Origin of the sequence: Aquabacterium parvum (genome assembly GCF_001447195.1) — a bacterium.
In the GTDB taxonomy this organism is placed as follows: Bacteria; Pseudomonadota; Gammaproteobacteria; order Burkholderiales; family Burkholderiaceae_C; genus Aquabacterium; species Aquabacterium parvum.
In genome coordinates, this window is sequence record NZ_LFRI01000516.1 from 161,983 (window position 1) to 182,609 (window position 20,627).

18 protein-coding genes and 1 tRNA gene are annotated in these 20,627 nt (G+C 65.8%); 14 read left to right on the plus strand and 5 right to left on the minus strand.

Features of this window, described 5'->3' with window-relative positions:
- Positions 1–64: 64 nt before the first annotated feature.
- The 7 genes from ABG80_RS19200 (at position 65) to pth (ending at position 6,405) form a co-directional block, all read left to right on the plus strand.
- On the plus strand, positions 65–1,966 hold the full coding sequence (locus tag ABG80_RS19200; protein ID WP_058089159.1) for a tetratricopeptide repeat protein: 1,902 nt from the start codon (positions 65–67) through the stop codon (positions 1,964–1,966).
- Positions 1,967–2,157: 191 nt separating this feature from the next.
- On the plus strand, positions 2,158–2,619 hold the full coding sequence (locus tag ABG80_RS19205) for a lipoprotein insertase outer membrane protein LolB (protein WP_160322608.1): 462 nt from the start codon (positions 2,158–2,160) through the stop codon (positions 2,617–2,619).
- Between the two features lie 11 nt (positions 2,620–2,630).
- Positions 2,631–3,593 (plus strand): 4-(cytidine 5'-diphospho)-2-C-methyl-D-erythritol kinase, encoded by a 963-nt coding sequence (gene ispE / locus ABG80_RS19210; RefSeq protein ID WP_058089161.1) that lies wholly within the window; start codon positions 2,631–2,633, stop codon positions 3,591–3,593.
- 127 nt (positions 3,594–3,720) lie between these two features.
- Positions 3,721–3,797, plus strand: a tRNA-Gln gene (locus ABG80_RS19215).
- Positions 3,798–3,984: 187 nt separating this feature from the next.
- Positions 3,985–4,947, plus strand: a complete 963-nt coding sequence (locus ABG80_RS19220; protein ID WP_058089162.1) for a ribose-phosphate pyrophosphokinase — start codon at positions 3,985–3,987, stop codon at positions 4,945–4,947.
- A gap of 87 nt (positions 4,948–5,034) precedes the next feature.
- Positions 5,035–5,655: a 50S ribosomal protein L25/general stress protein Ctc gene (locus ABG80_RS19225; protein ID WP_058089163.1), complete on the plus strand. Its 621-nt coding sequence runs from the start codon at positions 5,035–5,037 to the stop codon at positions 5,653–5,655.
- Positions 5,656–5,763: 108 nt separating this feature from the next.
- Positions 5,764–6,405: an aminoacyl-tRNA hydrolase gene (gene pth, locus ABG80_RS19230; RefSeq protein WP_058089164.1), complete on the plus strand. Its 642-nt coding sequence runs from the start codon at positions 5,764–5,766 to the stop codon at positions 6,403–6,405.
- Between the two features lie 523 nt (positions 6,406–6,928).
- On the opposite strand, the gene ABG80_RS19235 is transcribed toward pth, so the two are convergent.
- From ABG80_RS19235 to rsmD, 3 genes are read right to left on the minus strand one after another with little or no spacing between them, the layout of a single operon-like run.
- Entirely contained in the window at positions 6,929–7,213 is a 285-nt protein-coding gene (locus ABG80_RS19235) for a YfhL family 4Fe-4S dicluster ferredoxin (protein WP_058089165.1), read from the minus strand.
- A 10-nt stretch (positions 7,214–7,223) separates the two neighbouring features.
- On the minus strand, positions 7,224–7,757 hold the full coding sequence (gene coaD, locus ABG80_RS19240; RefSeq protein ID WP_407638778.1) for a pantetheine-phosphate adenylyltransferase: 534 nt from the start codon (positions 7,755–7,757) through the stop codon (positions 7,224–7,226).
- 44 nt (positions 7,758–7,801) lie between these two features.
- Entirely contained in the window at positions 7,802–8,536 is a 735-nt protein-coding gene (gene rsmD, locus ABG80_RS19245) for a 16S rRNA (guanine(966)-N(2))-methyltransferase RsmD (RefSeq protein ID WP_083506304.1), read from the minus strand.
- 55 nt (positions 8,537–8,591) lie between these two features.
- On the opposite strand from rsmD, the gene ftsY reads away from it, so the two are divergent.
- A complete protein-coding gene (ftsY, locus tag ABG80_RS19250) occupies positions 8,592–9,758 on the plus strand; it encodes a signal recognition particle-docking protein FtsY (protein ID WP_058089167.1) in 1,167 nt (388 codons plus the stop codon).
- 39 nt (positions 9,759–9,797) lie between these two features.
- On the opposite strand, the gene ABG80_RS19255 is transcribed toward ftsY, so the two are convergent.
- Entirely contained in the window at positions 9,798–10,748 is a 951-nt protein-coding gene (locus ABG80_RS19255) for a DUF2726 domain-containing protein (RefSeq protein WP_058089168.1), read from the minus strand.
- A 163-nt stretch (positions 10,749–10,911) separates the two neighbouring features.
- The gene (gene ffh / locus ABG80_RS19260) at positions 10,912–12,291 is read right to left on the minus strand and encodes a signal recognition particle protein (protein ID WP_058089169.1); all 1,380 of its coding nucleotides are present in this window, start codon (positions 12,289–12,291) and stop codon (positions 10,912–10,914) included.
- Between the two features lie 32 nt (positions 12,292–12,323).
- Here ffh and ABG80_RS19265 point away from each other — a divergent pair, with 32 nt between their 5' ends.
- From ABG80_RS19265 to ABG80_RS19290, 6 genes are all read left to right on the plus strand, one after another.
- Entirely contained in the window at positions 12,324–13,172 is an 849-nt protein-coding gene (locus ABG80_RS19265; protein ID WP_058089170.1) for a cytochrome C assembly family protein, read from the plus strand.
- Positions 13,173–13,181: 9 nt separating this feature from the next.
- The gene (locus ABG80_RS19270) at positions 13,182–13,448 is read left to right on the plus strand and encodes a PP0621 family protein (RefSeq protein WP_058089171.1); all 267 of its coding nucleotides are present in this window, start codon (positions 13,182–13,184) and stop codon (positions 13,446–13,448) included.
- 6 nt (positions 13,449–13,454) lie between these two features.
- On the plus strand, positions 13,455–15,317 hold the full coding sequence (locus ABG80_RS19275) for a two-component system sensor histidine kinase NtrB (protein ID WP_058089172.1): 1,863 nt from the start codon (positions 13,455–13,457) through the stop codon (positions 15,315–15,317).
- Complete coding sequence (locus ABG80_RS19280) at positions 15,314–16,849, plus strand: sigma-54-dependent transcriptional regulator (protein ID WP_058089173.1); 1,536 nt, start codon at positions 15,314–15,316, stop codon at positions 16,847–16,849. Before ABG80_RS19275 ends, ABG80_RS19280 begins: the two co-directional genes overlap by 4 nt.
- Positions 16,839–17,477: a 1,6-anhydro-N-acetylmuramyl-L-alanine amidase AmpD gene (ampD, locus tag ABG80_RS19285; protein WP_058089174.1), complete on the plus strand. Its 639-nt coding sequence runs from the start codon at positions 16,839–16,841 to the stop codon at positions 17,475–17,477. Before ABG80_RS19280 ends, ampD begins: the two co-directional genes overlap by 11 nt.
- Positions 17,478–17,695: 218 nt before the next feature.
- Entirely contained in the window at positions 17,696–20,608 is a 2,913-nt protein-coding gene (locus ABG80_RS19290; protein ID WP_058089216.1) for a ribonucleoside-diphosphate reductase subunit alpha, read from the plus strand.
- Positions 20,609–20,627: the final 19 nt, after the last annotated feature.

Here is a 20,627-nt window from a genome sequence, read left to right on the forward strand (position 1 = left end):
CCCACCTCGACCGCACGCACCCGTTCATCCATCCCTAGAATGGCGCGAGCACCCTGGAGATTGCATGCTGCGTTCTGCGTTCCGCCCCATCAGCAACACCGCCCAAGCAGGCAACCACCCATCGGCACGGCCCGAGCGGGCCCTCGAGGCCAAGGGCCCACGACCCAAGCTCAAAAAGGGCGGACATCGCCCAACCCTGGCATGGATTGGGCTGAATCTGCTGATCGGAACCGCGCTCGCCGCCCCCATGCAGCCTCGCCAGGGCTGGCAGCAAACACTGGCGCAAGCCTCCCCCGCCGCGCCCCCAGCGCAGCCGGCCTCGCCTCCTGCTGCAACCACCCCTCCCACCCGCTCGGCGATGGACGCCAACCTGTTCTTCCAGGTGTTGGTCGCCGAGATCCAGGCCAACAGCGGTGACCCGGGTTCCGCCTACCAGATCTACCTCGAGGCCGCACGACGTCTGCAAAACGGTCAGCTCTACCAACGCTCTGTGGAGGTCGCTCTGCGTGCTCGCGCCGGCGAACAAGCCCTGACCGCGGCCAAGGCTTGGCGCCAAGCCCTGCCCCAATCTCGAGACGCAGCAGAGTTCAACACCCAAATCCTCATCGCCTTGGGTCGGAGCAAGGAACTGGCAGCTCCTTTGCGCGCGCTCATCCAGCTCACACCGACCGAGCAACAAGCCCAACTGATGGCCAGCTTGCCGCGCAGCCTGGCACGCCTGCAAGACCGGGTGGCAGCCGCCCGGGTGATCGACGAAGCCACGCAGCCCTGGCGCAGCGCGCCCATGGAATCGGCCGCGGCCTGGGCCGCCAGCGCAGAAGCGTGGCTGATGGCCGGCCGCACTGACACCGCCATGGATGCCGCACGCCAAGCCTTGAAGCTCGACCCCGGCCAGCTCGGTGCCCAGTTGGTGGCCACCGACCTCATCGGCCAGCAAGCCGACGCCGAGGCCCTGGTCAAGTCACAGCTGACCCGCCAGGATGCCCCCCCGGTGCTGCGCCTGGCCTACGCTCGCAAACTGGCCACCGCCCAGCGTTACGCGGAATCTGCCGAGCAACTCGAAACCCTGATCGCCGCGCAACCCGATCAGGACAGCCACCGCGTGCTGCTCGCCGCCATCCGACTGGAGATGCGGCAGGTCGACGCTGCCGAGGCCGTCATCAAGCCCGTTTTGCAAAGAACCACCACCCCACCCAGCAAGGACCACGAACAGGCCTTCCTGCTGATGGCCCAGGTGGCAGACCGCCGCAACCAGACCGCAGAAGCCTTGCGCTGGTTGGACAAGGCCGACACCAAGCACGAAAAGCTCGCGGTTCAGAGCCAGAAGGCCCGATTGCTGGCCTCACAAGGCAAGCTGACCGAGGCTCGCAACAACCTGCGCAAGCTGCCCGAAACCGAAGCCCGCGACGGCATCCTGAAGATCCAGACCGAAGCTCAACTGTTGCGCGAACTCAAGCAATGGCGCGAGGCCTGGAACGTGCTGGAGCAGGGATCTCAGCGTTTCCCGGAGGACCCCGACCTGCTCTACGACCAGGCCATGGTTGCCGAAAAGCTCCAACGTTTTGAAGACCTGGAAAAGCTGTTGCGCAAGGTCATCGCCCTCGCCCCCGACAACGCAGGCGCTTACAACGCACTGGGCTACAGCTTCGCAGATCGCAACATCAACCTGCCAGAGGCGCGCAAACTCATCGAACAGGCCCTGGCCCTGCGCCCGAACGATGCGTACATCGTGGACAGCCTCGCGTGGGTCGCCTTCCGAGAGGGCAAGCTTGACGAAGCCCGGCAGCTGCTGAGCCAGGCTTATGCCAGCCGCCAGGATGCCGAAATCGCCGCGCACCTGGGCGAAGTGCTGTGGCTTCAGGGCGACCGCGAGGGTGCAATGAAGCGCTGGCGCGAAGGTTTGGCCATCGACAAAAACAACGAGACCCTGAAAGAAACGGTGCAGCGATTCGGGGTTCAACCGTGACAGGCGCAAACCGCGGGCTGCGCCGCCGGGCCTGGCTGCTGAGCGCCCTGGCGAGCACCTGCCTTGCGATCGCTTGTGCACCCGCACCCATCACACCGTTGCCACCGGTCGCACAGGACGGCGCACGCCTCGGTGACCCTGTGCGGCCTGACACGCCTCCACCGAAGCCCAGCACCTCGGTGGACACCACCATGGCGCTGCAAGGCCAGATGGGCATCAAGCTCGGCGCCTGGCAGGACGAGCCTGCGAAAGGCATGAGCTTCGGCTTCTTCTTTCAGGGGCAAGTCGAACGCGGCAGCCTGGCGCTCATGACACCGCTGGGCAGCCAAGTCGCCCAGATCGACTGGACGCCCACCGCCGCCACCCTTCGCCGCGTCGGACCCGGAGGTGGAGAGGACCTGCGCCGAGGCGGCATCGAGGAGCTGGCCGAAGCCGCCTTGGGCGAGGCGCTGCCCCTTCAGACCCTGGTGCACTGGATGCAGGGGCGCCCCGATCCAGCGCTGCCTCACACCCCCAAAACCGAGGCAGGCCTGTTTGAACAAAGAGGCTGGCTCATCGACACGCGCGAACGTGCCCAAGGCCGCATCCTCGCCACGCGCCACGGCCGCCCCGGCTTGCGCGATGCTCGCATTTCGATGCGACTGGATCCCTGACCCCACACGACATGCCCAGCCTCCATGACCTGGCAGCACCTGCCAAGATCAACCTGTTCCTGCATGTCACCGGCAAACGACATGACGGATATCACCTGCTTCAGTCCGTCTTCGTGCTGCTGGACTGGCATGACACCTTGCACATCGAGACCCGCGAAGACGGCCGCATCATCCGGCATGACATCAACGTCCCGCTGCCCGCCGACGACCTGTGTGTGCGGGCCGCCCGCCTGCTGCAAGCAGAAGGCGGCACCCAGCGCGGCTGCGACATCCACATCGAAAAATCATTGCCGTGGGGCGCCGGGCTGGGCGGCGGCAGCTCGGACGCCGCGACCGTTCTGCTGGCACTCAACCGACTTTGGGGCCTGAACTGGTCAGCACAACGCCTCGAAGCCCTTGCCGTCAAGCTCGGTGCAGACGTGCCCTTCTTCGTGCGAGGCCGCAACGCCTGGGTCGAAGGCATCGGCGAGCAGATCACCCCCATCGAGCTGCCACCCGAGGTGTTTGACACACCACTTGCGCTGCTCAAGCCCCCTGTTGCCATCCCAACCTCGGCGATTTTCGGCAGCCCTTTGCTCAAACGCGGCACAGAGCACGCTATACTTGCCGCCTTTCTTGCAGCGCCAAAGCGCTTTGGTCGAAATGACCTGCAGGAGCCCGCCGAAGCCTGGCGCGAGACCGAGCTCCCACCTGCTGGGGATGCCAACGGCCTCAGGCCCGAAGCGAGCGACGGCAGGCAGGTCAGCCAAGCTTTGAGCGCCATGCAGAACCGCTTCGGCAACAGCCGGATGACCGGTTCGGGCAGCACGGTGTTTTCATGGGTCACCCCTGAGCAGACGCCCCACCCCGAGCAGGTCCTTCAGGCGCTTGGGGCGAGCCTGCATGGAGGCCACTGGGTCGGTCGCGTCTGTCGCGTGTTGCCGTGTCACCCTTTGCTTCACCTGATTGGCAGCGATGCAGCCAAACAGCGATGAAGCGAAGCAAAAACACAACAACTTGCAATCGCAGTCAAAAACGGGCTAGAATGTGAGTCTCTCGTCAAGAGAGCAGATTACAAGGTTGCAAGACGCAAGGCTTCGGCCAGTGACTTGAGACCTGTGTAGGGGAATCGCCAAGTTGGTTAAGGCATCGGATTTTGATTCCGACATACGAGGGTTCGAATCCTTCTTCCCCTGCCAAATTTCCAGATGATCAGCGCATCACAGCAAACTGATCATCTACTTGCCCCAAGCCTGCCACCCTCATGGGTGATGTCTGGGCGATGGCCAAGGCAAGCCCTGGTGAACACCAGCTGCGCATGCCGGGCTTCCTCGACGGGCAAGTGAAGGGCAAGACGTTTTCGCAGCCATCACCGTCACGCCCGCCATGCTTTCCGACACCGTTCTGTTCACTGGCAACGCCAACCCGGCCCTCTCCCAGGAAATCGCCACCCAGCTCGGCGTTTCACTCGGCAAGGCATCCGTGGGCCGATTCTCCGACGGCGAAACCACCGTCGAGATCCAGCAGAACGTGCGCGGCCGCGACGTGTTCGTGGTGCAGTCCACCTGCGCCCCGACCAACGACAACCTGATGGAACTGCTGATCATGGCCGACGCGCTCAAGCGCGCTTCCGCCCAGCGCATCACGGCCGTCATCCCCTATTTCGGCTACGCCCGCCAGGACCGTCGCCCGCGCTCCACCCGCGTGCCGATCTCGGCCCGCGTGGTTGCCAACATGCTCGAAGCCGTGGGCGTCTCCCGCGTGCTGACCATGGACCTGCACGCCGACCAGATCCAGGGCTTCTTCAACATCCCCGTCGACAACATCTACGCCTCGCCGGTGCTGCTGTCGGACCTGCAGTCCAAGAACTACAGCGACCTGGTGGTCGTGTCGCCCGACGTGGGCGGCGTGGTGCGCGCTCGCGCCTTGGCCAAGCAGCTCGGCTGCGACCTGGCCATCATCGACAAGCGTCGCCCGAAGGCCAACGTTTCCGAGGTGATGCACGTCATCGGCGAAATCGAAGGCCGCAACTGCGTGATCATGGACGACATGATCGACACCGCCGGCACCCTGGTCAAAGCCGCCGAGGTGCTCAAGGAGCGCGGCGCCAAGAGCGTCTACGCCTACTGCACCCACGCCGTGTTCTCGGGCCCGGCCATCGAGCGCATCAAGGCCTCGCACCTCGACGAGGTCCTCATCACCAACACCATTCCGCTGAGCGACGCTGCCAAGGGCACGCCCAAGATCCGCCAGCTCAGCACCGCTTTCCTGTTTGCCGAGACCATCCGTCGCATCACCGACGGCGATTCGGTGACCTCCCTCTTTTCGGAACAGAACAACAACTTCTGATTCCGAAAATCCCCGGTCGCTTCGGCAACGCAGCGGCCATTTTCCAAGCGCCTGGTCGCGGGCGCTTCACTCAACTGGAGTACTTCCATGAAATTCACCGCTTTCGAGCGCAACGTGCAGGGGACCGGAGCGAGCCGCCGCCTGCGTGACGCTGGCAAAACCCCTGGCATCGTCTACGGCGCCGGCAAGGCCCCCGTCGTCATCGAGCTGGACCACAACGCGCTGTACCACGCCATGCGCAAAGAGGCCTTCCACTCGTCCATCCTCGAGATGGACCTGGGCGGCACGGTCGAAAAGGTCCTGCTGCGCGACTACCAGAAGCACCCGTACAAGCAGCTCGTGCTGCACGTGGACTTCCAGCGCGTTGACGCCACCACCCGCATCCACAAGAAGGTGCCCGTGCACTTCGTGGGCGAGGCCGACGCACCTGCCGTCAAGCTGGACAAGTGCCTGATCAACCACGTCACCACCGAACTGGAAATCGAGTGCCTGGCTGAACAGCTGCCCGAATTCCTGACGCTGGACCTGAGCAAGGCCGTCAAGGGCCAAGTCTTCGGCGTGGACGACCTGGGCCTGGCTGCCCACATCAAGGTGATCACCCACGGCCGCAAGGCCCCGACGCTGGCCACCGTGGTCGAGCCGGTGGAAGAAGTGATCGCTGCCCCAGTGGCCGCCGCCGAACCCGCCAAGGGCAAGAAGAAGAAGTAATCTTCTTCCCCTGCCTGACAAGGCCCCCAAAGCCATGCGCTTTGAGTCAAGCCCCGCTTTGGCGGGGCTTTTCTTTTGCTGACCTGATCGCGAACAATCGCCGCCATCATGATTCGACTGTTTGTCGGCCTGGGCAACCCGGGCCCCGAGTACGAAGACACCCGCCACAACGCCGGCTTCTGGTACATCGACGGCATGGCCCGGCGCCTGGGCGTGTTCCTGCAGCCTGATCGGGCCTACCACGGTCTGGTCGCGCGGGCCAACACGCCGCAGGGCCCGGTGTGGCTGCTGCAGCCGCAAACCTACATGAACCTCTCGGGCAAGTCGGTGGGGGCGCTGGCGCGCTTCTTCAAGGTCAACCCTGACGAGGTGCTGGTGGCCCACGACGAACTCGACCTGCTGCCAGGTCAGGTCAAGCTGAAAAAGGGCGGCGGCCACGCCGGCCACAACGGCCTGCGCGACATCCACGCTCAACTGGGCTCACCCGATTACTGGCGCCTTCGCCTGGGCATCGGGCACCCCGGCGTCAAGCACGAGGTCGCGGCCTTCGTGCTGCGCAAGCCTCCGCAAGCCGAGCGCGATTCCATTTTCAAGTGCATCGACCAGTCGCTCGACGCCACCGAGGCCTTCCTCAAGGGTGAGATGAACGAGGCCACCAAGGTCATCCACGCCGGACCCCAACGACCCAAGCCACCACGCAAGGAGCCCCTGCCGGTACAGGGCAAAAACGGCGAGGCGGGGGGCAACTGAAACGCACCATGCACCTCGCCACCGCCGCCCTCGCCTGCCCGTCGCGCACCAGCCATGCTTTGGTGATGTGGCTGATGTCGCTGATGGCTTGCGCTCTTCTCGGCACGCCAACAAGCGGGTCTGCACAGACCGACCAGGTTTGGCGGTGCGCCACCCGCGAAGGCGGGGCAGCCACCTATCAGTCCACGCCTTGCCAGAGCGGCGGTCGAGCCCTGCCCGCGAGCCAGGGGCCGTCGCCAGAAGACCAGCGAGCGTCTGCGCAGGTGGCCAAGCGGGAAGCAGATCTGGCACGCACCATGAGCCGGCAACGCATCAGGCACGAGAAGGTCCGCGCCAACGTCAACGCCCACGCCAGCCTGAGCGGCCCAGTCCGACAAGTCAGCGTTGGCGAGCCAGGCAGCAGCCAGCTCAAGGCGAGCAAACGACGCAAGGCGCAAGCCAACAGCAGGCACGCACGACCGCACCGCAACGACGTGTTCAGGGCCGAGGCGCCAAGTCCGCGCAAACGATCAGGTCAACCTTCTCAGGCAGGAGCGACTTCGGCGTCCCCACCTTGAGCAGCCAGCGCCTGCAGGCCCTGGTACTTGATCATCAACTGCTCGGCGGTTTCCACGCGCATGGGGTCGACCGGGATGCATTCGACCGGGCACACCTGCACGCACTGGGGCTCATCGAAGTGCCCGACGCACTCGGTGCAACGGTTGGGGTCGATCACGTAGATGGTCTCGCCCATCGAGATGGCCTGGTTGGGGCACTCGGGCTCACAGACGTCGCAGTTGATGCACTCTTCGGTGATCTTCAGGGCCATCGTGGCGAGCCTATCGAGAAGTCAGCGAGGCCGCGCCGGCACCACGCTGGCGGGAGGCCAGCTTGTCCTGCAGCCGCTGGAGCACGCTGGGTGCCACGAACTTGGACACGTCCCCACCCAGCATCGCGATCTCGCGCACGAAGGTGCCCGAAACAAACTGGTACTGATCGGAGGGCGTGAGGAACACCGTTTCGACGTCCGGCATGAGCTGGCGGTTCATGCCGGCCATCTGGAATTCGTATTCGAAGTCGCTGACCGCGCGCAAGCCCCTCACCACCACCTGACCGCCGTGCTGGACCACAAAGTCGCGAAGCAGGCCATCAAAGGCCATGACTTCGACGTTGCCATGCTCGCTCGCGAGCTCCTGGGCCATGGCCAGTCGCTCTTCGACGGTGAACAAGGTCTTTTTGTGGTGCCCCGCAGCCACCGCCAGGATGAGGCGACCAAAGAGCCGGCTGGCGCGCCGCATGAGGTCAGCGTGCCCCAGCGTCATGGGGTCGAAGGTGCCTGGGTAGATGGCGGTCAACACTTGTGGTGGGTTCAATCGGTGCTCCATTGGAGGCGACGAGAGCGACGCCAGTGTAAGGCTCAGTCGGTCGAAGCAACCGCAGGCTGGTAGAAGGCCTCGCGGCGAAACAGGTGAAAGTGCACTGCACCGGCCTGTCCGTGACGATGGCGGCTCAGAGCGTGCACCCAAGCGCAGGCCCCAGCATCCGCCGTTGATGCCGGCCCGCCCAGCTCGTGGGGTGCCTCGACATAGATCCATCCGCCCTCGGGCACGCAGGTGCAGGCGGCATCCAAGGCTGCGTCAAAAAGGCCTTCGTCAAAAGGTGGGTCCAGCAAGACCAGGTCAAAAGCCTGCCGGGCAGACGGCATCCAGCTCAGGGCATCGGCCTGCAACACCTCCAGGCGCTGCCCTGGCTGGGCTGAAGTGCCTTGCGTCAGGCGTTGAACGACGGCTTTGAGCGAGCGCACCAGGGTGGCATCGCGCTCGACCAGGGTCACGCGTTCGGCGCCTCGAGAGGCGGCCTCCAAGCCAAGGGCCCCAGAGCCGGCAAAAGCATCCAGCACACGCCAGCCGGAGAGGTCCTGGCCCAGCCAGTTGAAAAGGGTCTCTCGCACACGGGCAGGCGTCGGGCGCAAGCCTGCTGCAACGGGCACGGGCAGGGGCGTTCGTTTCCACCGGCCACCAATGAGGCGCACTTCCTGGGTCGAGCTCGCGGCCACGCGTTGCGCCGAGCGAGCCTGGCGCTCGCGGACACCCTGGGTCGCATCGGGGCGGTCGGCTGGGCCGCGAGGGTGGCGGGGGGAGCGTGGTGGCATGGCGTGTCGTGCAGGAGCGCGCATTGTAGAGAGGCGCCCCTCTACAATCCTGCACATGTTCAGTTTCATCAAGAAAAAGCTGGGGTGGGGCGCGGCTCAACCCGATGCCACCCCGAGCGAGGCGCCACCCACCGACGGCGCAAAGGGCAAGGCAAGCGCGGCCGAATCGGCAGCGCCGCCCAAGCAGTCGCTCGGCGACACCGCCTTGTCGCCTCGCGCAACGGCGGCAAGCGCCCCCACGCCTGCGTCGAACGCCGCCCCTGCCGCGGTGGCCGATGCGCAGCCCGTGGTGACGAGCGCCGAACCTGCGCGCCGCTCCTGGCTCGACAAGCTGCGCAACGGCCTGCGCAAGACCGGATCCAGCATCGCACAGGTTTTCACTGGCACGCAGATCGACGACGCGCTGTACGAAGAGCTCGAAGCCGCCCTCTTGATGGCCGATGCTGGCGTGGCGGCCACCGAGCACCTGCTGCAAGACCTCAAGCGCCGCGTCAAAGAGGCCAAGGCCACGGACCCGACCCAGGTCAAGGGTCTGCTGATCGACGCCATCACCGACTTGCTGCAGCCCCTCGAGAAAAGCCTGGAGGTGGGTGAGCACACGCCGACGGTCATCATGGTCGCCGGCGTCAACGGTGCGGGCAAGACCACGACCATCGGCAAGTTGACCCGTCACCTCTCGGATGCTGGCCAACGGGTGCTGCTGGCCGCCGCCGACACCTTCCGCGCCGCGGCGCGCGAGCAGTTGCTGGTCTGGGCCGATCGCAACCGCGTCGACATCGTCAGCCAGGACGGCGGTGACCCGGCAGCCGTGACCTTCGATGCCGTTCAGGCAGGCAAGGCCCGTGGTTGTGACGTGGTCATCGCCGACACCGCAGGCCGACTGGCCACGCAACTGCACCTGATGGACGAGCTCAGCAAGGTCAAGCGCGTGATCGGCAAGGCCATGGACGGCGCCCCCCACGAGGTGCTGCTGGTGGTCGATGGCAACACGGGCCAGAACGCGCTGGCACAGGTCAAGGCCTTCGATCAGGCCCTGGGTCTGACAGGCGTGATCATCACCAAGCTGGACGGCACGGCCAAGGGCGGTGTGCTGGCTGCCATCGCGCTTTGGTCGCGCGAGCGCCAGGCGACGGTGCCGGTTTACTTCATCGGCGTAGGCGAAAAACTGGAAGACCTGCAAACCTTCCAGGCACGCGAGTTCGCCCAGGCGCTGTTGAGCTGATCGACCTGCCCCGGCGGTTCGCTGGGGCGTCCTGACAGGTCAGGCCTTTTCAGCAACGCGGGTGCCGTGGGCCCCGTCGAGCGGCATGCGCCCTGAATCGAGGTCCATGTCGTCGAACCACGTCGACGGAGGGGGCTCCTTGCGCTCACCGTCGGGGCCACCGCTGGCCTCCCACTCGTCCATGGCCTCATCGATGACCACGTCGATCGCCCGCTCCTGCATCGAAAGCCCTTCGAAGTTGCCGCCGCCTTGCAGCGAAGCCACGACAGCCGCAGCTTCCGCGTCGCGACGCGCCGTGTCGTTGCCCGACTGACTCTGCGGCCCGGTGCTGGCTGTGGCAGCGCCCAGGATGGCCTCGCGAGCCACCACGGGCCCCGGCAATGCGCCTTCCAGCCAGATGTGAACAGGGATGCGCGCGCCATCGAGCACGCGATCCATGCGCGCATGCCGACGGCGGGCGCGCTCGTTTTCTTTCGAAGCCGGTTGGCGCACCTCGACCACGGCGATCACCTGGGACTGAGCGTCGCAGACGACCAGGTCAGCGCACAAGGACCCGACGCGACGCAGCCACTCTGAATACGGGTTGCGGGTGGGCACCTTGATGAACCGGGCCACCGGCACCTGCCCCAGCACCATGTGATCAGGCAGCGCCCGGCGCAGGACGTGCCAAGCCTCTCGCTCATGGGCGGTCAACACACGCGTGGCCACGGGGGCCCAGTCGATCAAGGTGTCGAGTTGATCCGGGGTTCGCTCTCCTCGGCCCCGAGACAAGCCCAAGCGCCGCCCTTTGCCCGCGTCGCGGTGTTCCCGACGAGCCGATGCATCGGAGCGATCGTCATCACGACCGGCCTTTTCAGGCCTTCGGCGAGCGGCGCGCGAGGCCCGCGCACGCTGCGAAGCGGCGCGCTGACGCACCACCCACAAAGCCGCAGCCAGCCCCAAGGTGCCCACGCCTGCCAGCCACATGGGCCACATCGAAACGACGTCCATACCAAACCTTTCCAACTCGGTCGTGGGTGAAGCCATCCACATCCGCCGGATCATCGGCTGTTCAGGCGATGACTGAAGGCCACCTCAACCAAGCGGTACAGACGTCACATCCGCTAACAGGTGTGCAAAAGTTGGCGGTCGGGCTCACATGCGGCTCAACGGCTCAGCGCCCCATGCCGGGCAGGCCCTTCATGCCGCCCATGCGTTTCATCATCTTGAACAGGCCGCCGCCCTTCATCTTCTTCATCATCCCCTGCATCTGGTCGAACTGGTTGAGCAGGCGGTTGACGTCCTGGATCTGCACGCCGGCGCCCGTGGCGATGCGGCGCTTGCGGCTGGCCTTGCTCTTGCCATCCATCAGCAAAGAGGGCTGGGCGCGCTCCTTGGCAGTCATCGCGTTGATGATGCCTTCCATGCGGCGCATGTCGCGCTCGGCCTTGCCCATGTCGGCCTGTCCGGCCTTGGCGGCGATCTCGGTGGGCAGCTTGTCGATCAGGCCGGAGAGACCGCCCATCTTCTTCATCTGGCTGAGCTGCGAGAGGAAGTCATTGAAGTCGAAATCAGCGCCGGACTTGACCTTCTCGGCCAGTTTTTGCGCGGCCTCGATGTCGACGCCCTTTTGCACCTCTTCGACCAGGGCCACGATGTCGCCCATGCCGAGCACGCGACCGGCGTGGCGTTCGGCGTCGAACACCTCCAGGCCGTCGATCTTTTCGGACACACCGGCGAACTTGATCGGCACGCCGGTGACCTGGCGCACAGACAGCGCCGCGCCACCGCGCGAGTCGCCATCGAGCTTGGTGAGCACGACGCCGGTCAACGGCAGGGTGTCCTTGAAAGCCTTGGCGGTGTTGACGGCGTCCTGCCCCTGCATGGCATCGACCACGAACAGGGTTTCGACCGGGTTGAGCTGGGCGTGCAGGGCCTTGATCTCGGCCATGAGCGCTTCGTCGATGGCCAGGCGGCCGGCGGTGTCGACCAGCAGCACGTCGAAGTAATGACGACGGGCATGGTCCACAGCGGCTGCGGCGATGTCGGCTGGCTTCTGGTCGGGCGTGGAGGGGAACCACTCGGCGCCGGCCTGCGCCGTCACGGTCTTGAGCTGCTCGATGGCGGCAGGGCGATAAACGTCGGCAGAGACCGTCAGCACCTTCTTCTTGCGCTTTTCGATCAGGTGCTTGGCGAGCTTGGCTGTGGTGGTCGTCTTGCCAGCGCCCTGCAGGCCGGCCATCAGGATGATGGCGGGCGGCTGGATCGCCAGGTTGATGTCGGCGATGCCCTCGCCCATCGTCGCGGCGAGCTCTTTCTGAACGATGCTGACGAGCACCTGGCCCGGCGTGAGCGAGGCGATGACCTCTTGCCCAAGGGCCTTGTCCTTGACACGGGCGACGAAATCTCGCACCACCGGCAGCGCGACGTCGGCTTCCAGCAGGGCCATGCGAACCTCGCGCAGCATGTCCTGCACGTTGGATTCGGTGATGCGGGCCTGCCCGCGCATGGTTTTGACCAGGCGACTGAGGCGTTCGGTGAGGTTGGAAGCCATGAAGAAGCGCTTTGCTCTCGTAAACTGATCACATGATTTTATCGCCCACCTTCTGGCCCAGCGTGTTGGCCGTCATCGGCTACGCCGTGGCCATCGGCTGGCCGCAGCGCGCCGAACAGACTGGACACCGCGTGCCCACCGTGCTGGCGGCTTTCTGCCTGCTCGCCTGGCTGTCGCAGGCGGTGGCCATCGGGGTGGACGTTCTGGCGCTCGATGCCCCCCAGGCGGGCGCCCGCTTTGGCTTCGCGCCGGCGCTGTCGGTCACATCGTGGCTGGTGCTGGGCGTCTACGCCCTGGAAAGCCGCCGCCTGGGCCTGCCTGCCGTGCGCCAGACCTTGGCCCTGCTGGCCGCCGTGAGCGTGGTGCTGGCCTGGGTCTTCCCCGGACGGACCCATGCGGCCGGCCAGATCGATGCCTGGGCCCCCTTGCACTGGGTCACAGGGTTTGCCTCCTACGGCCTGATCGGCGCTGCACTGCTGCACGCGGTCTTGCTGACGCACGCCGAGCGGCGACTGCGCTCCGGCACAGCGGGATCAGGCCAGATCCCCTCGCCCCACCGGCCCGCTGGACAAGCGCTGGGCATGCCGCTGCTGCGGCTGGAATCCTTGACCCTGAAGTTCGTGGCTGCGGGCTTCGCGATGCTGAGCCTGACCCTGTTGCTGGGTGCCGCCTTCACTTCGCCCTGGAAGTGGGATCACAAAACCATCTTCTCGGTCCTGTCATGGTGCGTCTTTGCCGTCTTGCTCGTTGGCCGCGCCCGTTTCGGCTGGCGCGGCAGGCAGGCCATTCGCTGGCTGATCGCGGGCTCGCTGCTGCTGTTGCTGGCCTACGTTGGGTCGCGCTTCGTGCTCGAGATCCTGCTTCACCGTTCTGCTGCCTGAAGGGCCCTCATGCTGAAGTTCCTCCTGCTGGCTGCCTTGGTGCTGTGGCTGCTGTATTCGCCTGGCGTGCGCAAGCTGCTGCGCGGCGTTCGATCCCGTGAGCCTGCGCAGCCGCCGCGCCAGAACCAGGCCAAGCCCGAACCAGCCCCAACGACTGCGATGGTCCCCTGCGCGCACTGCGGCGTTCACCTGCCGGCCAGCGAGGCCCTCGTCAACGGGCAAGGCCAGCCCTTTTGCAGCGAAGCGCACCTCCAGGCGGCCCGCCGCCCCGGCTGACCCGACATGCCCGTCTCGCCATCAAAAGCCCACGCCGGCGCCGCGCAGGCGAACTCCTGGTTTGGCCCCCCGGACGGCGTCGACAGCACCCTCATCCAGGAAGCGTTTGGTGGCCGTGGATGGAGCGGAATTGGCAGCGGCCCGCCCTCTCAACCCACATCCGAAGCAGCGGGTGCGCCCTACTTTTTCCGGGTCTACCGTGCCTTCCTCAACGCCCGAGCCGTCCTGGCACTCACCCTGCTGGGGCTCATCGGTGTGCTCCATGCCGCCGGCACCGAAACACCCGGCTGGATGAAATGGATGACGCTGGGCTATGCCGGGCTGGCTTGGCTGGTGTGGTGGTGGCCCAGTCAACGGCGACCTGCACCGGCTCAGCAATCGACACTGCGTCCACGTCAGGTGCTGGGCAGCGTTGGCGTGGACCTGGCCTTCTTTTCCGGGTTGCATTACCTGACCGGCTCTTCGGTCAACTCGCAGGCCCTGCTGGTGCTGCCCGTGTTGATGGCGGGCGTGCTGATGTCGCGCATCATGGCCCTGGGCACGGCCGCCGTGGCGACCCTGAACCTGCTGGGATCCGCTGCGCTGCAACTGGTCCAGGGGCAAACCCAGATCACGCAGCTCATGACCCAGGCCGGGCTGACCGGCATCGGCCTGTTCGCCATCGCGATCCTGGCCAACGAGCTGGCCACTCGCCTGGCCCGGGAAGAACGCAGCGCCCGAGGCAGCCTGGAGCTGGCGCGTCAGCAGGCCGAACTCAATCGCCTGGTGCTCGACGAAATGACAGAGGGCGTGATGGTGGTCGACCGGCGAGGTCGCGTGCGCACCGCCAACCCGGCGGCGCGTCGCCTGCTGTCGGCCCACCGCATCGCCTCGAACGCCCCTTTCCAGCTGCGTGGCGTGCCTGCCTGGCACCCCCTGGTCGAGGCCGTCGAACGCGCCATCAACCACCCGCTGCAGGCAGAGGGCGGACAGGAAATCCGCCTGCGCTTTGACGACCAGTCGCAGCGTGAGTTGCGACTGCGGGTGCGCTTCACCCGAAGCCCGGCACCGCCCCAGCAAGACGCTCGCCGAGAAGACATGTGCGTGATGTTGCTGGAGGACCTTCGCACCGTGCGCGCCCGCCAACGCCAGGACAAGCTCGCCTCCATGGGCCGGATGTCGGCCGGCATCGCCCACGAAATCCGCAACCCCCTGGCCGCCATCGCACAGGCCAATGCCCTGCTGGCCGAGGACGCCCTCCATCCCAGCCAGCAAAAGCTCACCCAGATGATCGGCTCCAACGTCGATCGACTCAAACACATCGTTGACGACATCCTCACCGTGGCCCCAGGCGTGCGCCCGCCAGCGCCCGCCATCGACCCTGTCGAAACGGTGATGGCCATTTGCAACGAATGGCGCAGCACCCATCGCATCGACAGCGGCGCTGACAGCCTGTTCGAGATCGATGTCAGTGGGTGCCACCCTGGCCCCAAACAGGTCCCGTTGCGGGTTCGCTTCGAGCCTGAGCACCTGCAGCGTGTGCTGGTCAACCTGCTCGACAACGCCCTGCGCTACAACAGCGGCGAGCCCGGCGCCATCCTGCTGAGCCTGCGCTGGCTGGCCTCGGTCACGCCGGAGGGTTTGCTGATGCTGTCGGTGGGCAACGATGGTGAGCCCATCCAGCCCGACACCGAGCGCGCCCTGTTCGAGCCCTTCTTCTCGACCAGCAGCCGAGGCACTGGACTGGGCCTGTACATTTCCCGAGAATTGTGTGAGAGGCACGGTGCGAGCATCGACTACCGCCAACACCCTCCCTCCATTCGACACCGCAACGAGTTCTTCATCACGATGCCCGTCGACTCCCCGGCTGACAGCCCGTTCACCGCATGAACGCACCCTCCCGCCACCGCCTGCTGGTCGTCGACGACGAGCCTGATCTGCGCACGCTGTACGAACTGACACTGCTGCGCGAGGGCTACCACATTGAAACCGCTGGCTGCGTCGAAGACGCCTGGCAGCTGCTCAGCGAGCAAGCGTTCAGCGCCATCATCACGGACATGCGCCTGCCCGATGGCGAAGGGCTGGACCTGATCCGCCGCCTCGACGCCGCAGGCCGGCCCGAAAAGAGCATCGTCATCACCGCCTACGGATCGGCCGAAAACGCCGTCAGCGCGCTCAAGGCAGGCGCCTACGACTACCTCACCAAGCCGGTGGACCTCAAACAGTTCCGCAGTGTGGTGGCGTCGGCGCTGCAAGCCCGCGAAGACTCGGCCACCGCCGCGCCAACACCGCCTCAGCCCGAACAGCGCACCCGCCCCCGCGCGGGGAGCGAACCACCAGGCTTGGCACGACTGGCAGGTCACAGCCCCGCCATGCAGCAGGTGCGGGTGCTCATCGACAAGGTCGCTCGCAGCATGGCGCCCGTGTTGTTGTGGGGCGAGTCGGGCACCGGCAAGGAGCTGGTGGCCCGGGCCATCCACGACTGCAGCAGCCGTGGCGCAGCCCCGTTCATCGCGGTCAACTGCGGCGCCATCCCGGAGCAACTGCTTGAAGCCGAGTTCTTCGGCTTCCGCAAAGGCGCCTTCACCGGCGCCACCGAAGACCGCGCCGGCTTTTTCCAGGCCGCGCATGGTGGCACGCTCTTCCTCGATGAAATCGGCGACCTGCCACTGGCCATGCAATCGAAGCTGCTGCGAGCCATCCAGGAGCGGGCCGTGCGCCCCGTCGGCGCCACACAGGAAGTGCCCGTGGACGTGCGCCTCATCAGCGCTTCGCACAAAGACCTGGCCCACGAGGTGCAGGCGCAACGCTTTCGGCAAGACCTCTTCTACCGCCTCAATGTCATCCGCATCGCACTGCCCCCCTTGCGCGAGCGGATCGAGGACCTGCCCCTGCTTTGCCAACGCATCCTTGACCGCATCGGCCAGGAGTCAGGCCTCACCTCCCCACCACAACTGAGCACCGACGCGCTGGCAGCGCTGCTGGCCCACCCCTTCCCCGGCAACGTGCGCGAGCTGGAGAACATGCTGCACCGTGCGGTGGCGCTGAGCAACGCCACCACGTTGGAGGCAGACGACCTGGGTCTGCCGTCCGCACCCGCCAACACCTCGCAGTCCCCTCTTGCGTCCCCCGAGCCAGCCGAGGCCGGCTCGATGCCCTCGACCACCCCGCCCATCCACGCTCAGCCCCACGCTGAGACCATGCCCATGCCGCGCGACCTGGTCGCCCACCTGGACCAGGTCGAGCGCGAAATCCTCATCCAGGCCCTGGAAAAGCACCGACTCAATCGCACAGCCGCTGGTGCCAGCCTGGGCCTTTCCCTGCGCCAAATGCGCTATCGCATGGCCCGCCTGGGCGTGCAGGTGAGCGACCAAGGCGTGCTGCTGGGCGAGCGATTCGACCCTGAAACCGATGGCGACTGAGCCCGATCCCGGCACCCTTCTCGCCCAGGCACCGGATGCCTCGTCGAGCGCCTGGCAGGCAGGCTGGCACCTGGGCGCACGCCACGTGCCCTCCCCCAACTTCGGCCCACGCCCCCTTGGCGCGGCCGTAGACCTGGCCATCGTTCACTCGATCAGCCTGCCGCCTGGCGTCTACGGCGGCGACGAAGTCGAGCGACTCTTCACCAACACGCTCGACTGGGACGCGCACCCCTACTTCGACCAGATTCGCGGCGCGGAGGTGTCGTCTCACTTTTTCATCCGGCGGGATGGCGAGCTGGTTCAGTTCGTCAGCGTCAACGAGCGTGCCTGGCACGCGGGCAAATCCTCGTGGCAAGGTCGCGACAATTGCAACGACCACAGCGTGGGAATCGAGCTCGAAGGCCTGGAACATCACCCCTTCGAAGACGCCCAGTACCAGGCCCTCGCCAGCCTGCTCTCGGACCTGAGCCAGACCTGGCCCATCCACCAGACAGTGGGCCATGAACACGTGGCTCCCGGGCGAAAACAAGACCCCGGCAAGGCCTTCGAATGGGCTCGCCTCGCTGAGCTGACAGGCTGGAAAAACGACCGATTGCCCCCCCTCGCCATGCCATCGCTGCAGGCCTGAATCAGCGCTTTCCCGAGTTTTTGCAACAGCCTGATGCACGCCCCAAAAAAGGCGCTATAGTCGCCACCGAACACTACAGGTAGCGTCCAAAAACAAATCGGACACCATATCTAGTGCTCCAGCAGTCGGCGCCCGGCCACCCCGCGGCGCCTCCCATCTTCAGGCCCGAGAGCCCCATCACAAGGGACTTCGGCCCTGTGCCCACCGAAGGGAACCCCATGCAAACGTCCACGCCCAGCACCCAGTCGTCCACCCCGTCTGCCTTCTCCGGCGCCGCCGCCGAAGCCGGCCAGCAGCCCCGTCAGTCGGCCTACGCCGCCTACCAGATCATCCGACGCAATGGTGCGGTCGTCTCGTTTGAACCCAGCAAGATCGCCGTCGCCCTGATGAAGGCCTTCCTGGCCGTTCACGGCACGCAAGGCGCCGCCTCCGCATCGGTGCGCGAGACCGTCGACGGCCTGACCGAAGCCGTGGTGCGCGGCCTGCTGCGCTCGCGTCCGAGCGGCGGCACCTTCCACATCGAAGACATCCAGGACCAGGTCGAGCTCGGCCTGATGCGCGGCGGCCACCACGAGATCGCCCGCGCCTACGTGCTGTATCGCGAGCGCCGCGCACAAGAGCGCGCCAAGCAAGCCACCGAACAGCAAGTCGCTGCCCCCACGCTGCACGTCATCGACCGCGGCCAGCGCGTGCCCCTGGACACCGCCGCCCTCAAGGCCCTGATCGAGACCTCTTGTGCTGGCCTGGGTGAAGACGTCAAGGCCGGCCCCATCTTCGCCGAGACCCAGCGCAACCTGTACGACGGCGTCTCCATCGACGAGGTCTACAAGGCCGCCATCCTGGCCGCGCGCACCCGCATCGAACACGACCCGGCCTACACCCGCGCCACCTCGCGCCTGCTGATGCACACCATCCGCCGCGAGATCCTGGGCGAAGAAGTCACGCACGCCGAAATGGCCACGCGTTACGCCGACTACTTCCCCGGCTTCATCAAGAAGGGCATCGAGGCCGAGCTGCTGGACGAAAAGCTCGGTCAGTTCGACCTGGCCCGCCTGGGCGCCGCGCTGAAGTACGAGCGCGACCTCAACTTCGACTACCTCGGCCTGCAGACCCTGTACGACCGCTACTTCCTGCACACCGAAGGCAAGCGCATCGAGATGCCGCAGGCTTTCTTCATGCGCGTCGCCATGGGCCTGGCCCTCAATGAAATCGACCGCGAAGCCCGCGCCATCGAGTTCTACGAGCTGCTGTCGTCCTTCGACTTCATGTCGTCCACCCCGACGCTGTTCAACGCCGGTACCCGCCGCTCGCAGCTGTCGTCGTGCTACCTGACCACCGTCCCCGACGACCTCGACGGCATCTACGAAGCCATCAAGGAAAACGCCCTGCTCTCCAAGTTCGCGGGCGGCCTGGGCAACGACTGGACCCCGGTGCGCGCCCTGGGCTCGCACATCAAGGGCACCAACGGCAAGTCGCAAGGCGTGGTCCCCTTCCTGAAGGTGGTCAACGACACGGCCGTGGCCGTCAACCAGGGCGGCAAGCGCAAGGGCGCCGTCTGCGCCTACCTGGAATCGTGGCACCTGGACGTCGAGGAGTTCCTGGAGCTGCGTAAGAACACCGGTGACGACCGCCGTCGCACCCACGACATGAACACGGCCAACTGGATCCCCGACCTGTTCATGAAGCGCGTGATGGAAGGTGGCGAGTGGACGCTGTTCTCGCCCTCGTCCTGCCCCGACCTGCACGACAAGTTCGGCCTTGCCTTCGAGGAGGCCTACACCGCCTACGAAGCCCGCGCCGACCGTGGCGAGATCAAGCCCTTCAAGCGCGTGAAAGCCACCGACCTGTGGCGTCGCATGCTGTCGATGCTGTTCGAAACCGGCCACCCCTGGATCACCTTCAAGGACGCCTGCAACGTGCGCTCGCCCCAGCAGCACGTCGGCGTGGTGCACTCGTCCAACCTGTGCACCGAGATCACCCTGAACACCAACGGCGGCGAAATCGCGGTGTGCAACCTGGGCTCGGTCAACCTGGCCCAGCACATCAAGGACGGCGGCATCGACCACGACAAGCTCAAGAAGACCGTGCGCACCGCCATGCGCATGCTCGACAACGTCATCGACATCAACTACTACGCCGTCAAGAAGGCGCGTGACTCGAACCTGCGCCACCGCCCCGTCGGCCTGGGCATCATGGGCTTCCAGGACGCGCTGTACCAACTGCGCACGCCTTACGCCAGCCAGGCTGCGGTCGAGTTCGCCGACCGCTCGATGGAAGCCGTCTGCTACCAGGCTTACTGGGCCTCGACCGAGCTGGCCGAAGAACGTGGCCGCTACAGCAGCTACCGTGGCTCGCTGTGGGACCGCGGCATCCTGCCGATCGACTCGCTCAAGCTGCTGCTGGAGCAACGCGGTGGCTACGTCGACGTCGACAGCACCACCACGCTGGACTGGGACGCGCTGCGCGGCCGCATCGCCCAGCACGGCATGCGCAACTCCAACTGCGTGGCCATCGCCCCGACCGCGACCATCTCCAACATCATCGGCGTGGACGCTTCCATCGAGCCCTGCTTCGGCAACCTCTCGGTGAAGTCCAACCTCTCGGGCGAGTTCACCGTCATCAACGAGTACCTCGTGCGTGACCTGAAAAAGCTGGGCCTGTGGGACGACGTGATGGTCATGGACCTCAAGCACTTCGACGGCTCGCTGCGTCGCATCGACCGCGTGCCCGAAGACCTCAAGGCCCTGTACGCCACGGCCTTCGAAGTCGAGCCCGTGTGGCTGGTCGAGGCCGCTTCGCGTCGCCAGAAGTGGATCGACCAGGCCCAGTCGCTCAACATCTACATGGCAGGCGCATCGGGCAAGAAGCTCGATGAAACCTACAAACTGGCATGGGTGCGCGGCCTCAAGACCACGTACTACCTGCGCACCGTGGGCGCCACCCACGCAGAGAAGTCGACGGTCTCGCGCGGTCAACTCAATGCGGTGTCGAGCAACGCTGGTGGCGGCTTGAATGCAGCACCCGAAGTGGCAGCGCCCGTGCAAGCAAGCGCTGCACAAGACGACATGACGCCTGCCACCGACATCAAGTTCTGCTCGATCGACAACCCCGACTGCGAAGCTTGTCAGTGATGCAGTCATGAAAGAGGCA